Source organism: Streptomyces sp. NPDC018031 (assembly GCF_044327625.1).
In the GTDB taxonomy this organism is placed as follows: Bacteria; Actinomycetota; Actinomycetes; order Streptomycetales; family Streptomycetaceae; genus Streptomyces.
In genome coordinates this window covers 49,726-64,839 of sequence record NZ_JBIRFT010000025.1, presented here as the reverse complement: position 1 = coordinate 64,839, position 15,114 = coordinate 49,726, and the positions used below count along the sequence as shown (strand labels likewise).

The 15,114-nt window shown below is 74.5% G+C and carries 13 protein-coding genes and 1 pseudogene; 8 read left to right on the top strand and 6 right to left on the bottom strand.

Annotated elements, in window-relative coordinates:
- Positions 1-423 precede the first annotated feature (423 nt).
- A complete protein-coding gene (locus ACH4B3_RS32085) occupies positions 424-819 on the bottom strand; it encodes a hypothetical protein (RefSeq protein WP_398468913.1) in 396 nt (131 codons plus the stop codon).
- Positions 820-1,229: 410 nt separating this feature from the next.
- On the opposite strand from ACH4B3_RS32085, the gene ACH4B3_RS32080 reads away from it, so the two are divergent.
- The gene (locus ACH4B3_RS32080) at positions 1,230-2,084 is read left to right on the top strand and encodes a TIGR02452 family protein (RefSeq protein ID WP_398468911.1); all 855 of its coding nucleotides are present in this window, start codon (positions 1,230-1,232) and stop codon (positions 2,082-2,084) included.
- A gap of 118 nt (positions 2,085-2,202) precedes the next feature.
- Here the strand turns inward: ACH4B3_RS32080 and ACH4B3_RS32075 are convergent, their stop codons facing one another.
- A complete protein-coding gene (locus ACH4B3_RS32075) occupies positions 2,203-3,144 on the bottom strand; it encodes an oxidoreductase (protein WP_398468909.1) in 942 nt (313 codons plus the stop codon).
- Positions 3,145-3,402: 258 nt separating this feature from the next.
- Between ACH4B3_RS32075 and ACH4B3_RS32070 the strand changes: the two genes are divergently transcribed.
- Entirely contained in the window at positions 3,403-4,017 is a 615-nt protein-coding gene (locus tag ACH4B3_RS32070; protein WP_398468907.1) for a TetR/AcrR family transcriptional regulator, read from the top strand.
- A 224-nt stretch (positions 4,018-4,241) separates the two neighbouring features.
- Here ACH4B3_RS32070 and ACH4B3_RS32065 read toward each other — a convergent pair whose 3' ends face one another.
- The 3 genes from ACH4B3_RS32065 to ACH4B3_RS32055 form a co-directional block, all read right to left on the bottom strand.
- Positions 4,242-4,784, bottom strand: a complete 543-nt coding sequence (locus ACH4B3_RS32065; RefSeq protein WP_398468905.1) for a GNAT family N-acetyltransferase — start codon at positions 4,782-4,784, stop codon at positions 4,242-4,244.
- A 307-nt stretch (positions 4,785-5,091) separates the two neighbouring features.
- A complete protein-coding gene (locus tag ACH4B3_RS32060; protein WP_398468903.1) occupies positions 5,092-5,292 on the bottom strand; it encodes an SCO3870 family protein in 201 nt (66 codons plus the stop codon).
- Between the two features lie 288 nt (positions 5,293-5,580).
- Entirely contained in the window at positions 5,581-6,609 is a 1,029-nt protein-coding gene (locus tag ACH4B3_RS32055; protein WP_398468901.1) for a MerR family transcriptional regulator, read from the bottom strand.
- 28 nt (positions 6,610-6,637) lie between these two features.
- Here ACH4B3_RS32055 and ACH4B3_RS32050 point away from each other — a divergent pair, with 28 nt between their 5' ends.
- The 6 genes and pseudogenes from ACH4B3_RS32050 to ACH4B3_RS32025 all read left to right on the top strand — a co-directional run bounded on the left by ACH4B3_RS32050 (position 6,638) and on the right by ACH4B3_RS32025 (position 13,563).
- Positions 6,638-7,420, top strand: a complete 783-nt coding sequence (locus ACH4B3_RS32050) for a methyltransferase domain-containing protein (RefSeq protein WP_398468899.1) — start codon at positions 6,638-6,640, stop codon at positions 7,418-7,420.
- A 237-nt stretch (positions 7,421-7,657) separates the two neighbouring features.
- Positions 7,658-8,509 carry an MBL fold metallo-hydrolase gene (locus ACH4B3_RS32045; protein ID WP_398468897.1) on the top strand — a complete coding sequence of 284 codons (852 nt, stop codon included), beginning with the start codon at positions 7,658-7,660 and terminating at the stop codon, positions 8,507-8,509.
- Between the two features lie 256 nt (positions 8,510-8,765).
- Positions 8,766-10,241 (top strand): ABC transporter permease, encoded by a 1,476-nt coding sequence (locus tag ACH4B3_RS32040; RefSeq protein ID WP_398468895.1) that lies wholly within the window; start codon positions 8,766-8,768, stop codon positions 10,239-10,241.
- Between the two features lie 46 nt (positions 10,242-10,287).
- The gene (locus ACH4B3_RS32035; protein WP_398468936.1) at positions 10,288-10,977 is read left to right on the top strand and encodes an ABC transporter ATP-binding protein; all 690 of its coding nucleotides are present in this window, start codon (positions 10,288-10,290) and stop codon (positions 10,975-10,977) included.
- Positions 10,978-11,551: 574 nt separating this feature from the next.
- Positions 11,552-12,004, top strand: a pseudogene (locus ACH4B3_RS32030) (3-oxoadipyl-CoA thiolase); the annotation flags it as partial.
- Between the two features lie 50 nt (positions 12,005-12,054).
- Positions 12,055-13,563 (top strand): long-chain fatty acid--CoA ligase, encoded by a 1,509-nt coding sequence (locus tag ACH4B3_RS32025; RefSeq protein ID WP_398468893.1) that lies wholly within the window; start codon positions 12,055-12,057, stop codon positions 13,561-13,563.
- 105 nt (positions 13,564-13,668) lie between these two features.
- Here the strand turns inward: ACH4B3_RS32025 and ACH4B3_RS32020 are convergent, their stop codons facing one another.
- The gene (locus ACH4B3_RS32020; protein WP_398468892.1) at positions 13,669-14,952 is read right to left on the bottom strand and encodes a PucR family transcriptional regulator; all 1,284 of its coding nucleotides are present in this window, start codon (positions 14,950-14,952) and stop codon (positions 13,669-13,671) included.
- Between the last annotated feature and the right edge of the window lie 162 nt (positions 14,953-15,114).

The window sequence follows — 15,114 nt, the reverse complement described above, 5'->3', positions numbered from 1 at the left end:
CACACGGACCCCCCTGGAGTGCTCGCCCGCCTGGTGACCGGTGACCGATGTGCCGGAACGAGACTAGCGGAACAAGCGGCCCCTTGTTCGAGCAACATCCCTTTCAGGTACGTCAGTTGACGACCCGTGTGACAGGTGGGGCTGGAGTGGCGGTGCGGTCCCAGCGAAGCCCGAGCGCTGCTCGAGTCCCCGCGTGGACGCCCCCGAAGGCGGGTGCACGCCGGCGGCCGGGGGCGGCCGCCCCCGCCCGCCCGGGTCGCCGTTGCCCGCCCCCGGCGGGCGGGGGCGGGGCACTTCGGCGGCGCGTGCGGCGTGATCAGGCCTCCGTCCGGTCCGTGCCGCACGAGGACGGAGTCGGCCCCCGGGCCGCCGGGTACCCCGCCGGCCGCGCTCCCGCCCCCCGCCGGCAGCCACGCCCCGGCGTCAGTGCGGGAATCTGCGGTAGGCGGCGCGGGCGTGCGCGAGCCGGGCGACCGCCGTCCCGACGACGGCGGCGGTGAGCAGACAGACGAGACGTCCGAGGTCGTGCGAGGCCACCCAGGTGAGCCGGCCCATGGGCGGGATGGCGAAGCCGTTGAGGATCAGCCAGCAGAGCAGGGCGGTGCCGGGGGCGGCGGCGAGGCGGGCTCCGGTGCTCACCAGCGCGGCGATCACGGAGAGCGCGATGAGGTCGAAGGTGGGGTCGCCCTGGCGGTCGAGGAAGTTGAACGCGGTGACCACGGCCAGGGCCGCGGCCGAGACCACACCCCAGATCGAAGGCGTCGCGGCGGGGTGGGGAACGGGACGGGGTCCGTGGCTGATCGGTTTCCATTCCAGCATGCGAGCCTCCTCCGCTCCCGGACCCCGCCATCGGGGCCTTCGCCATGGTGAACCATCGCCGCCCGGCAACTGAAGCGGGTGGCGGCGAGCAGCCCGGACAGGGCAGGAACCGGCACTCGACATGCCCGGCTACCGATTGGCCTCATGTGGTTCGCACGGCGCCCGATCCGGCCGCGGCCCCTCGTCCTCCCCGGTCCACGGCCCCGGCGCCACACCCGGAACCGTGCCCGGCGACTGCCCCGAAAGGAGAACGGAGGTCAGCCGCCCGGGGCGTGGCTTCCCACTCCGAGACGAGCGGCCGAGCCGTGATCCCGAACCCGCCGCGGTACCCGGTGGGCCGGACCGCGCGTAATTCCCTCGCCTCGTGACCAGCGCTTCCGTAGCCTCGGGGCGACGTGGGAGGGACGGATATGAGCGCACGGCTGCGGAGCATCGCGAACGAGACCGAGCGGATCGTGGCCCAGGGGGGCTACACCGCGCCTGGCGGGCACCGGGTCGATCTCGCGGACGACATCGCGCGGGCGGTGGCGCGGACCCGGCTGTACGCGCCGGAGGACACCGTGGGTCCGCCGTCCGCCGGCCGGTCGCCGCGGAGCGCTTCCCCGGCGGGCGGTCCCGCGGGCGGTGCGCGGTACGAGGTCACCGCGGAGAGCAGCCTGGAGGCGGCGCGCCGCCTGGTGGCGGACGGCGAGCCGGTCGCGGTGCTCGACTTCGCCTCCGCGCGCAACCCGGGCGGCGGCTACCTCAACGGGGCGCAGGCCCAGGAAGAGGCGCTGTGCCGGGCATCCGCGCTCTACCGGTGCCTGCGCGAGGCGCCGGAGTACTACGCGGCGCACCGCGCCGACCCCAGCCCCTTCTACAGCGACCGGGTCATCCACTCCCCCGCCGTGCCCGTCTTCCGGGACGACCGGGGCCGGCTGCTGGACGTGCCGTACCGGGTGGGCTTCCTGACCTCGCCGGCACCCAACGCGGGCGTCGTCGCGCGGCGCGATCCCGGAGCGGTGGCGCGGCTCCCGGCGACGCTGCTGCGGCGCGGCGGGCGGGTGCTGGAGGTGGCCGCCGCGCACGGCTACCGCCGCCTGGTGCTCGGCGCCTGGGGATGCGGGGTGTTCATGAACGACCCGGCCCAGGTGGCGGCGGCGTTCCACGCGCACCTCACCGGGGCCGGCCGGTTCGCCGGCCACTTCGACCGGGTGGTGTTCGGCGTGCTCGACCGCCGGGACCCGTCGCCGGTCCGGGCGGCCTTCGCCGACGCCTTCGGCTGAGACGGCACGGCCCAGGCCGCCGGGGCGCCGAGCGATGGGGGACCCGAGAGGCCATGGGGCGAAGTGCGGAATCACCCCGGTCACTCGCTCGCGCGGGCCCGTGGATGCGCGGAACCGCTCATGTCCGAGGAGGCGGTTCCGCGGTGAGGGGGTAGCGCACGCCGGTGAGCTGTTCGGAGAGCACCCACAACGCGTGGGCCGTAGCCGCGTCCCGTACGGCACGCTCACGTCTGCGGAGGACGGGTTCGCCACGGAGTTGGAACGGCCCGTCCGGCACGACGTAGCTCCCCCCGGGCAGATCGGGGACGGTTGACGCGCACAGGGAGGTCTTCGCACCGTCCGGGGTGGGGCGGAAGGCGATACGCAGGAGCAGGCGCGTGAGGATGCCGTACGCGCGGCCCCGGCTGCTGTTGGCACCGCCGGTGAGCACATTGGAACGGGTGAGTCCGGGGGCGACGGCCATGCTGCGCAGCCTGAGCCCGGCGGCGTCGGCCCTGCGCTGCAGTTCCACGGCGAAGAGGAGGTTGGCCCGCTTGGACTGCACGTAGGCGAAGGCAGCCCGGTAGCGGCGCTCGGCGTTCAGGTTGGCCATGTCGAACTGGGCGAAGCGTTGGCCCTCGCTGCTGACGGTCACCACACGCGGATCGTCGGCGGCCAGCAGGTGAGGCATCAGCAGCCCGGTGAGCGCGAACGTACCGAGGTGGTTGATGCCGAACTGCGACTCGAAGCCGTCGGCGGTCCGGGAGAACGGAACCATGGCGACACCGGCGTTGTTGACCAGGAGATCGAGCCGGTCGTGGTCCCAGCCCTCGGCGAATTCTCCGATGGACTCCAGGTCGGCGAGGTCGAGCCCGCGCAGTTCGGCACGGGCGCCGGGCACTTCGCCGCGCAGCCGCTCCAGTGCTGCCCGGCCGCGCCCGTGGTCGCGGCAGGCCAGGACGACATGGGCGCCGCGGCGGGCGAGTTCACGTGCGGTGACGTACCCGATGCCGCTGTTGGCGCCGGTGACGACGACCAGGCGCCCCGTCTGGTCGGGAATGGAATCCGGTGTCCAGTTCACGCGCGGCCCCCTTGCGGCACCTGGCTCGCGGCGTGGTGGCCGACCGGGTCGGGGTTGTAGGCAGCGCCGCACGCGGCTGTGTCGCCGGCGTCTCGCAGTGAGTTGCGGGCGACTGCCCGGTAGGCACGGGGCATGGGGACCTCGATCCAGGGGTCAGGACGGGCTGCGGCCACGGGAGATCGCGACCACATCGCAACTCCAAGTTGCGATAACCTGATCCTGTCGCACGTTCCGCCATCAACGCAACCGGGAGTTGCAATGAAGTCCGAGGGGTCGCCCTCACGACGTGCCTCCGCCGTCGGGCGAGGCAGCAAGATGCGCGCCGCCGTGCTGGAGGCGACCATCACCGAGCTGACGGAGACCGGGTATGCAGCCCTGACGGTCGACGGCGTCGCCCGACGGGCCGGCGTCCACAAGACGACGATCTACCGGAACTGGGAAGACACCGACCAGCTTGTCGCCGACGCGCTGGCCGGCCATTTCGCCGCGGACATCCCGATCCCCGACACCGGTGCGGTGGAGAGTGACCTGCGCGCGCTGGCCCGCTCCCTCGTCGCCACCATGACCACGCGGGCCGGTCGGGCCTTGCTCACCACCGTCCTCTCGGACGCCGCACGCGTCCCCCGGCTCGCCGAGGTCAAGCACGCGCTCTTCGACGACAGGTTCCGGCGGGCGGAACCCGTCGTCACCCGGGCCGTCGAGCGCGGCGAACTCCCCTCGGACACCGACCCAGCCGAACTCCTCAAGGCCCTCGCCGCGCCGATCTACTTCCGGCTCGTGTTCACCGGCGAGCCGGTCGACAAGGGGACCGCGGACCGGGCAGTGCACGTGGCACTGGCCGCCGCGCGCGCCCGTGTGCTGCCGGCGGTGTGACGCGACCAGGCGGCGGTGGTGGGCCCGCCGGGGGCCGCCACGGCTTGGCAGGGGGCAGCGGGCGCGGGTGTATCGCTGCCGGTCGGCGGAGAACCGCACCCGCGGCCGACGCGAGACGAGCGTCGCCGCACCCGGCTCCGTCCGTGCCGGCTCCGTGGCCCCCTCGATCGTCGGGCGGCGGGGGCGTGGACCGTGCCGTGCCGGGGCCCGACCCGGCGGGGGGCCTACGCCTTCGCGTCCGGCTTCCAGTCCTGGGCGAGGAGCCCGAGCAGCACCTCGTCCAGGAACTCGCCCAACACCCAGGCCGAGGAGCGCATCACGCCCTCGCGGACGAAGCCGTTGCGCTCGGCGGCGCGCAGCATCCCGAAGTTGTCCGACAGCGTCTCGATCTGCAGCCGCTGCAGCCCGCGCACGACGAAGCCGTAGTGGCACAGCACCGCGACCACGTCGGTGCCGTAGCCCTTGCCGCGGGAGGACGGCAGCAGCCCCAGCCCGAGGTGCGCGGACCGGTTGTGGTTGTCGATGCCCCACAGCACCGCGGTGCCGACCAGCGTCCCGCCGTCCAGCTCCACCACCGAGAACTGGACGCTCCCCTGCTCTTTGTCGTCCACCACGAGCCGCGGATCGTTCGAGCCGGGCGTGATCGGCCGCCACGGCCCGCCCTCGGCCCTGGAGGAGTTGACCACGTCGTCGTAGAGCTCGGTCCGCAGGACCGGGATGTCGTCCTCGTGCCGTGCCCTCAGCCCGACCCTGTTCCCCTTCAGCATGCAGGCTTCTTATCCGACCGGGCCGGTCGGCGGCAATCCGATAAGCGGAGCTGTCGGCCGTGCGGAGCGCCTGCCCGCGAAGTGCGGGTGCTCACTCACCCCTCATACCTCCGGCAGCGGGCTCGTGCGGGCCGGCAAGCGGCACACTTGACCGTATGAGCCACGGGCAGCGGGCGCGGGGCCGGAGATTCTCACGGAGCGTCGGTGGGGCCCCGAGGGGGGCACGGCTCTGACGCGGGTTTCGTGAGGCGGTGGGTCCGGGAGCCGGCCGTCGGTCCGTGTGTTCCGGTGCTGGTCCGCGCGGGGCTCAGCCGGCGTGCGGCCGACCGTCTCGGACCCATGTCACCACGACCAGAGCTGCGGTGACGTACATCAGGACGCTGAAGGTGGCCACGGATTCGACGTACTGCTCGTAGCCGTGCGCGCGCAGCTGAAGTGCGAGGGAGCCAAGGGCGGTCCCCAGCGCCGCGGTAGCGGCGGTCATGGCGACGAACGGGGCCTTCGTCACGGGTGTTTCCTCCAAGCCACGAGACGGTCGATCGACACCGAGACTACATGGACGGCGATCCTCCGCCGGAAGCGGTCGCGGTCGGGCGAGCGGCAAACTCCTTTTCTCGCCCGTCCGTTGTGCCGGGGAGCCGGCGGAATACCTGCCGGCTCAGGGCGTCGACGCGGCACGGTATGCGAGGAGTGCCTCGTGGCCGTCGGCGGGCCCTGGGGCCCCGGCCGGGCGCGGGCGCCGCCCGGCCGGGGCCCCAGGGCCCCGGCCGTCGCCTGGTGCGTCGGCACCCCGACCTCAGCCGGGGACGTAGCTCCGTGGGCCGGCGGCGTTCTCGAAGCGGTCGCCGTCGGACGCGGCGGCGCCCGGGGCCGCTCCCGTCGCGTGCCACCGGTCACCGCGCTGCTCGGCCATCCCGTGCCCGGCCATGGTCTTGAGGTGCTTGAGGATGGTGCGGGACTGGTAGCCGACGGCTACGGACAGTTCCTCGACCGTCGTCCCGGCGGCTCCCACCGCCTGGAGCTGGTGCCAGGTGCGGTTCGCATGGCGACCCAACCCGGCGTCGCCGGACGTGTCGTGGGACAGCTCACCCTCCGTCTCCTTCCTGGTGGGCGCCCGATCGGCGCCGAACGTCACGGCCTTCTCGGCCCGGTGCTCGCGCACCGGGTTCGTCTCGCTCACCGCCGCCGCGGCTGACGCCGCGGGGATGCGGGCGGTCGGCCGCCGTGCGGGACCGACCGGGCGAGGGGTTCGGTTGACGGTGCGGTGCTTGCGCCCCTTCTTGTGCTTGCCCATCACGTCACCGTCTTCGCAGCAGTAGTGATCACACTCTGCCAACGAGCGGTGGAGCGTTTCGGCAATCGGCCGATCGGTTCGTCTGCGGGCGGATCCGGCCACCCGTTCGGCGATCACCTGTCGGGAGTGCCGGCACCGGGTGAAGTCCTCGTGCGGGCACTCCAGGGCGCATTCGACGAGTGCCAGCGAGGCGCGGGCGGCCGCGATCCGCGAGCGCAGCGCCTCGGCCTCGCGCCGCAGCAGGTCCCGCCGGGTGGTGGGGTCGGTGGTGGTGAGCGTGCGGATGGCGTCCAGTGACAGGCCCGCCTCCTTGGCGCGCAGGACGACCGCGACCCGGGTGAGGTCGGCGGCGCCGTACCGGCGCCGGCCGGCCGGGTCGCGGGCCGGGGCGAGCAGGCCCATCGCCTCCCAGTGACGCAGGACGTGGGTGGGCAGACCGAAGTGCCCGGCGAGGTCCCCGATGCTCATCGACGGCTCGGTGGACGGCGCGGGGTCGCCGGTCGGGGTGCCGTTCGGGCCGCTTGACTTCATGTCGGCATTAAGTCGCAGGCTGGCCGCCATGTCCAAGGAACAGATGTCACGGCGTCCCGTCCGGGACCTCCTCGCCCGGCTCGACGCGGCGGATGCCCTGCCGGGCGTCGCGGAACTACGGGCGCGGTCCTATGAACTGCTCGACGTCCGGGCGGGGACGACGGTGGTGGATGTCGGATGCGGGGCCGGGCGCGCGGTGGCGGAACTGGCCGCGCGGGGGGTTCGGGCGGTCGGTGTCGATCCGGACCCGCACATGATCGCGGTGGCTCGTGAGCGGTGGCCGGAGGGCGACTTCCGGTCCGCGGGGGCGTACCGGCTGCCCCTGGCGGACGGCTCCGCGGCGGGCTACCGCGCGGACAAGGTCTTCCATGAACTCGACGCGCCGGAGCGGGCCCTGCGGGAGGCCCGGCGGGTGCTCGCGCCGGGCGGGCGGATCGTTCTGGTCGGGCAGGACTGGGACTCCCTCATGGTCGACTCCGACGATCCCGGGCTCACCCGCACCCTGGTGCACGCCCGGGCCGACCTGGTGACCGGCCCCTTCGCGGCGCGGCGTTCGCGGGCCGGGCTGCTGGACGCCGAATTCACGGACGTGACGGTCGAGGTGCACACGGCGGTGTTCACCGGAGCCGCCGCGCTGCCGCTGCTGGCAGGGCTCGTGGAGGCGGCTCGCACCGCCGGCGCGGTGACCGGCGGACAGGCACGGGCGTGGCTGGCCGAGCAGCGGGGGCGCGCCGGGAGCGACCGGCTGCTGATGGCCGTACCCATGTTCGCGGTCTCGGCGGCGGCACCCGGCGGCGTGGTTCCCGGGTAGCGCCGCCGCCCGGTCGCGGGTGGCTGCCCGGCCGGAGGGCGGCCGGTCACGGGCGGGGGTCTCGGTCGAGCGGCGGGCCGGCAGCGCCCCGGTGGTCCCGGCCGCCGCTCCCGTGCGGGTGGCAACCACCCCGGCGCCGAACGCCGTTCGTCCGGGAGACCACCTCCTCGCACATCGGGATCATCACGGCTTGGGGCGAGTCACCACCCCCGTGGCGGGCATGGCAGGATCGCGGGCATGTCCCCCAGTGTTCCCCGCCTCCGGATCGGCTCGACCGAGATCATCGCCCTCGCCGACGGCGAGGGGCCGTTCTTCTCCCCGCGCGCCGAGGCCTTCCCCGAGGCCACGGCCGCACAGTGGGCCGAGGCCGACCGCTTCGACCCGGGCGCGGTCGACGCCGAGGGCCGCTGGCGGCTCCAGTTCCGTGCGTACGCGATCCGCGGCGAGCGGGGCCTCACCGTCGTGGACGCCGGGATCGGCCCGGCGGACAGCCCGGCCGGCTCGTGGGCGCCCGTGCCCGGGGTGCTCCCGGAGTCGCTCGCCGCCGCGGGCATCGACCCGGCCGAGGTCGACACCGTGGTGCTCACGCATCTGCACACCGACCACGTCGGGTGGGCGGTCGTGACCGAGGCGGCCGTCCCCTCGGCGGGCGGCGCGGCGGACGGCGACCCCGCGACCCGCCGCCCCTACTTCCCGAACGCCGAATACCTGCTCCAGCGGGCCGAGTTCGACGCCCTCGACGCGCTCAACCCGCAGCTTCGCGAGGCCCTGACCGACCCGCTCGAGGCCGCCGGCCGGCTCCGGCTCCTCGACGGGGACACGACGCTGCGTGCCGGGCGCGTGGTCGCCACGCCCGGTCACACGCCCGGACACCAGAGCGTGCTGGTCGCCGACGGGCGCGAGCTGGCGCTCGTCACCGGTGACCTCCTGGTGCACGCGCTCCAGGTGCTCCACCCCGAGCTCGCCTACGCACATGAGGCGGACCCCGAGGAGGCCAGGCGCTCGAGGGAGCGCATGCTCGGCCACGAGTCCGCCACCAGGCTGCACCTGGCGACGCCGCACCTGACGGAGCCGTTCGTCTCCGCGTGAAACGCGGCGGTTCGGGCCGGTCGGGCCGCGGGGGCAGGCACCCGGTCCGATCTCCCGGCAGTCCCGCCGTCGCGGGTGGGGCCGGTCGGCCTCGCCGGAGCCGGGTCGGCTCGGGGCGGGTCAGGTCAGGTCAGGTCAGGTCGGCAGGTGCTCGTCGGGGCGGGCCGGGCCGGGCCAGGGGCGGCCGGGCGCCCTTCTCATCCGTCTCTCATGGCTCCCTTAACGTCCCATCACCCGGCGTTCCTACCGTCGCCGCATGTTCTTCGTCTATCTACGGCGCGAGTTGCGCCGCCGCCGGAAAGCGGCGCTCGTCGTCGCCTCGGGTCTGGCCCTGGGGATCGCGCTGGTCATCGTGGTCGACTCGGTCTCGTCCGGGATGAACCGGGCCCAGGACAAGGTGCTGGAGTCGTTGTACGGGCTCGGTACCGACATGACCGTCACCAAGGCCGCCGAGCCGCCCGGTGAGGGGGAGACCCGGCAGCGGCCCCGCTTCGAGTTCGACGCCAAGGGCGCCGAGAAGGCCGAGGGGGCCGAGGGGGACGCAGAACAGAGCCGGGACATGGTGCTCGTCGACGGCTTCCAGACCCTCAGCTCCTCGACCGTCGCCGAGGTCGGCCGGGAGGACGGCGTCGCGGAGGCGGTCGGCGGGCTGGGCCTGCGCGTGATGAAGGTGAGCGGGAAGTTCACCCCCGGCACGGTCCGGCGCGCCGAGCCGGGGTCCGGCGGGCCGGGCGACGGCCCCAAGGACACCGTGCGGGGCGGCGGCGCGGACTTCGACGTCGACTCGTACCGGGCCTACGGCACGGACGTCGCCCACCAGGGCCTCGGCCCGCTGACCACCTCGAAGATCACCTCCGGTCGCACCTTCACCGTGGGCGAGTCCGACGCCGCGGTCGCGGTGGTGGACAGCGCCCACGCGAAGAAGAACGGGCTGAAGGCCGGTGAGAAGTTCACCGTCTCCGGTACCCGTTTCACCGTCATCGGCATCGCGACGGCGGACAGCGGGGACGCGGCCGCCGACGTCTATCTCCCCCTGGCCCGGGCGCAGTCGCTCGCCGACGCCAAGGGCAAGGTCACCACGGTGTACGTGCGGGCCGCCGACTCGCAGCGCATCGACGACGTCAAGGAGGCCATCCAGCGGAACGTCAGCGGCACCACGGTGACCACCTCGGCCGACCTCGCGGACACCGTCTCCGGGTCCCTGTCCACCGCTTCCGACCTGGCCTCCGGGGTGGGCAAGTGGCTGTCGATCGCGGTGCTGGCCACGGCGTTCCTGGTCGCCGGGCTGCTCACCTCGGCGGCGGTGAACCGCCGGGTACGGGAGTTCGGCACCCTCAAGGCGGTGGGCTGGAAGAGCGGCCGGGTGACCCGGCAGGTGGCCGGCGAGGCGCTGGTCACCGGGCTGGTGGGCGGTGCGCTCGGCATCGCGCTGGGGCTGACCGGGGCGTGGCTGGTCACCGCCCTCGCCCCCACCCTCACCGCGGAACCGGGCGGGGGCGGTCCGCAGGGTCCCGGAGGCGGCCCGGCGCTCGTCGCCGGCGGCGGTCCGGGCGGAGCCGTCCGGCAGGCCGGGGGCCGAGCGCTGGACGTCGCGCTGACCGCGCCCGTCGCGGCGGGCACCATCGGCCTCGCGGTGGCGCTCGCGGTGTCCGGCGGACTGGTCGCGGGGGGATTCGGCGGCTGGCGCGCGGCCCGGCTGCGTCCGGCCGACGCCCTGCGGCGCGTCGAGTAGCCGATCCGGCCCCCATCCCGTCTCGTCATCCATGGAGTGGAAGAAGATGTACCAGCTCAAAGGCGTCACCAAGCACTACCGGCGCGGCCGGGAGACCCTGACCGCACTGGACGGGGTCGACCTGACCATCGAGGACGGCGGCCGGCTGGTGGTCCAGGGGCCGACCGGTGGCGGGAAGTCCACCCTGCTGCAGATGCTCGGCGGACTGGACCGGCCCTCGCGCGGCAGTGTGGTCCTGGACGGCGCGGATCTCGCGACGCTGCCCGAGGCCCGGCTGACCCGGGTGCGGGCGGAGCAGATCGGCTTCGTCTTCCAGGGGTTCAACCTCATCCCCACCCTCACCGCCCAGGAGAACGTGGAGACCGCGCTGGTGCCGCTCGGCCTGAAGGCGGCCGCGCGGCGGACCCGGGCGGCCGAGGCGCTGGCGTCGGTGGGCCTCGAGGAGCGGTGCGGGCACCTGCCCGGGGAGCTGTCGGGCGGTCAGCAGCAGCGCGTCGCCATCGCCCGTGCGCTGGTCAAGCGGCCCAGGGTGCTGCTGGCGGACGAGCCCACCGGCAATCTCGACGAGTCGATGCGCGACGAGATCATGGAACTGCTGGAGGGACTGTGGCGGGAGTACGACCTGACCTTCGTCATGGTCACCCATGACTCCGCGCTCGCCCGCCGGGCCACCCGGCTGGCGACCATCCGCGAGGGACGGGTGACCATCACCGAGCGGGCGGAGGGCACCGCCTAGCCGCGTGTCCGGCGACCGGCGGCCGGGACCGCCCTGGTCACCCGCGGGCCCGGTGCCGGGGGCGGCACCGGGCCCGCCGGCATGCGGGGCCCTGCGGACGGTTGCCCGGCGGGCGATGCCCGGCGGCACGCGGTGCCCGGCGGACGGTGGCCGGCGGGGCGGGGCATGGAGACGATGGGCGCGGGCCCCGGGGCAGGTGAGGGGGCCCGGCGGGCGGGGCACGGCGGGCGATGGACGCGGGCCCCGAAGCAAACAACGGGGCCGTCGGGTCTGGCCGAGCCGGGGCGGCGGCGCCCTCCGGAAGGCGGCCCGGGCCGGGTGCGGCGGCCGGGTCCGGCCCGGCTCCGCGGGTGGCGCAGGTCACCGGCGCCGGGGTCCGGCACATCGGGGGACGGCCTTCCCAGGAGACCGCGCGGCGCCCTATAGTGCAAAAACTAGCAGTGCTAATTAATGCCGGTCGCTGCTCGGACCACGGCCCCTCCCGCGCCGCACCGAACGCCGAACCAGGAGCCCTATCGTGCGCCCCGTCCACTTCGCGGCCGCCCGCCGCACCCCCATCGGAAAGCTCCGCGGAGCCGGCAACGCCTCCCCGATGAACGACGGCGCCGCCGCCCTGCTGCTGGTCAGCGAGGAGGCACTGGCGGACCTGGGGCTGGAGTCGCTGGGCCGGTACGCGGGCGGCGCCGCGGCCGGGGTGCACCCCGACGTCATGGGGATCGGTCCGGTGCCCGCGGTCCGGAAGGTGACCGAGCGGCTGGGCTGGCGTATCGGGGACATCGACGAGTACGAGGTGAACGAGGCGTTCGCCGCCCAGGCCGTGGCCTGCGTCGACCGGCTGGGCATCGACCCCGAGCGGGTCAACCCGACGGGCGGGGCCATCGCGCTCGGCCATCCGCTCGGCTGCTCCGGCGCCCGCATCCTGACCACCCTGCTGCACCGGATGCGCCGCACCGGCGCGGCGCGCGGCCTGGCCACCATGTGCGTCGGTGTCGGCCAGGGCAGTGCGGTGCTCGTCGAACGCCCCTGACCCCCACGCCCCCACCTGGTCCGAGCCGCATCCAGAACGGAGCACCTTCCATGGCAACACTCTCCCTCGCTGCGATCCTCGCCGAGGCGGCCCACCGCCATCGGGGCCGGACCGGCCTCGTCGAAGGCGGACTGCGCCTGACCTTCGACGAGTTGTGGCACCAGGCCCGGGTGCAGGCCGCGGCCCTGACCGAGCTGGGCGTGGCGCCCGGGGACAGGGTGGCGCTGATGGCGCCCAACACCGCCGAGTTCCCCCGGGCGTACTACGCGATCCTGGCCGCCGGCGGGGTGGTGGTGCCGGTGCACCTGCTGCTGTCCGCCGCCGAGGTCGAGCACGTGCTGCGGGACAGCGGCGCGACCCTGCTGCTGTGCCACCCCGCACAGGCCGGGACCGGTACGGCGGCCGCCGCGGCCGCGGGGGTGCGGATGCTGCGCCTGGGCGGCGAGTTCGAGGAGCGTGCCCGCGCGGTGCGTCCGCTGCCCTCCTACGTCTCCCGGGACGCGGACGACCCGGCCGTCATCTTCTACACCAGCGGCACCACGGGCGTCCCCAAGGGCGCCGTGCTCAGCCACCTCAACCTGGTGATGAACGCGACCGTCAACGCCTTCGACGCCAACGACGTCCGCCCGGACGACACCGCGCTGGGCGCGCTGCCGCTGTTCCACGCCTTCGGGCAGACGGTGTCGATGAACTCCACCTGGCGCGCCGGGGCCACGCTGGTGCTGCTGCCGCGCTTCGACGCCCGGCGGGCGATCGAGGTGATGGTGGCCGAGCACGTCAACACCTTCCACGGGGTGCCGACGATGTACGACGCCCTGGTGTCGGCCGCGCAGGAGGCCACCGAACTACCCCGGCTGAAGCTGTGCATCTCCGGGGGCGCCTCGTTGCCGGCCGCCGTACTGGAGCGGTTCGAGGAGACGTTCGGCGCGAAGATCTACGAGGGGTACGGCCTGTCCGAGACCTCCCCGACCGCGGCCGTCAACCAGCCCGCGTTCGGCACCCGGCCGGGCACCATCGGGCACCCGCTGTGGGGGGTGGAGGTGGAGATCGCGCGGTCCGACGTCGAGCGGCGCGTCGAACTGCTGCCGTCCGGCGAGCTGGGCGAGGTGGTGATCCGCGGCCACAACCTGTTCTCCGGCTACCTGGGCCGGCCGGAGGCGACCGCGGAGGCCATGGTCGACGGCTGGTTCCGCACCGGCGACCTGGGCACCAAGGACGCGGACGGCTTCCTGCGCATCGTGGATCGCAAGAAGGACGTCATCATCCGGGGCGGTTACAACGTGTACCCCAGGGAAGTGGAGGAGGTCCTCGTCCGCCACCCGGGCATCGCCCGGGTCGCCGTGGTGGGCCTGCCCGACCCGCGGCACGGCGAGGAGGTCTGCGCCGTCGTCGTCCCCGCGCCGGGCTCCGCACCGGACGCGGCGGCGATCATCGCCTGGTCCCGGCAGCACCTGGGCCGTCACAAGTACCCCCGGCGGGTGGAGTTCATCGCGGAGCTCCCCCTCGGGCCGAGCATGAAGGTCCTCAAGCGGGAGCTGCGCGACCGGTACGCCGGCTGACCCCGGGCAGGCCGCGCAGCGGGCACCCGGAGGCCGTCGGGCCGGGGCGGGGGCGGCCCGGACGGCGGCCCGGTGTTCCCCGGGCCGCCCCGGGAGCCCGCGGCCTCAGGGGCTGCCTTCGGGGGCGTCCCGGGCCTCGGAGCGCTTCCGGGCCGCGGCCCCGGCACAGCGCCAGGCGCGCAGCGCCAGCTGCATCTCGAACTGCGCCGCCTGGTCGTGGAGGCGGCCGCCGAACACCTCGTCGAGCTGGCGCAGCCGGTAGCGGACCGTCTGCGGGTGGACGGCGAGCCGGGTGGCGACCTCGCTGGCGTTGCGGCCGCATTCCAGCCAGCACAGCAGGGTCTCGGCGAGGCGTTCGCGCTGAGGGGAGCGGACCTGCCGCAGCGCACCGAGGTGCCGTTCGGCGATAGCGTTCACCAGCGCCTCGTCCCGGAAGAGCAGCAGGGTCGCCAGGTGGTCGGCGGTGCGCACCAGCCGGCCGCCGGGCAGGATGCCGCGCCGGCACAGTGCGAGCGTCTCGACCGCCCAGCGCAGCGAGCGGGCGCCCTCGTCCGGGGAGACGGTGGGTCCCAGCACGGCCCGCAGCCCGTTCAGTGCCGCGGCCACGGCCCGGGCGCGTCCGGGGCCCTCGGGGTCGGGGACGACGACGATGCCCGGGCGGGTGTCGAAGCGGGCCAGGAACTCGGGCGGCACGATGGGGCGGATGGTCTCGTACTGCGGGCCGTGGTCGGTGACGACCACGGCCAGCGCCCGCGGCACCGTCCACTGGGCGGCGTGTGCGAGGTCGGTGACGGCCTCCGCGGAGACCGGCGGGTCGGTGGTGAGCAGGTCGATGAGGCGGGCCCGGCGCTGCTGGAGCTCGCCGGCCGCGTGCAGCCGCGCCTCGGTGTAGCCGACGGTGGTCGCGGCGGCGATCTCGTCCAGGTGCACGAAGAGCGCCTCCCCGAAGGCGGCCAGGATGTGCCGGGGCAGCAGGTCGTCGGCGACCAGGGCGTTGACCCTCCGCCAGGTCACCCGGGCCCCGAGCCGGAGCGCGGCCTGGAAGGAGTCGAGGCTGCGGCCCTCGTCCGCCTCGCCCCGGCCGATGCGCTGATAGGTGGCCTTGACCGGCTCCCAGTCGCTGTCGGGGTGGGCCATCCGGGCCAGGAACCCGTCCAGGGCCTTCCTGACCCCTTCGTGGAGGACGTGCATGTAGGTGTCGTCCATGGGGCGGGCGTACTCGGGGATCTCGGTGCGGATCGCCAGCGCCACTTCCTCGGAGATGTCCGCGAAGAACGGCCTCAGATGGGCGTGCAGCCCGGAGGGGAACGCGCTGAAGGGAGTGCCCGGCCCGTCGTCGGGGCGGGTTCGGGTGGCATCGCCGGACGCGGTCCGGGATCCGTTCGGCACGTGGGCTTCCTCCTGCGCGGGGTGCGGTGAATCTACCGCCGGCCGGCCCGTGCCGGCCTGTCACCGCGGGACAGAGAACGCGTCGTCTCTTGTGGCGGGGGTGACAAAGAGCGGCCGCGGCCGGACGGGCTCGCGGCAGCGGGCGGGCGGGCCCCCGGCGTC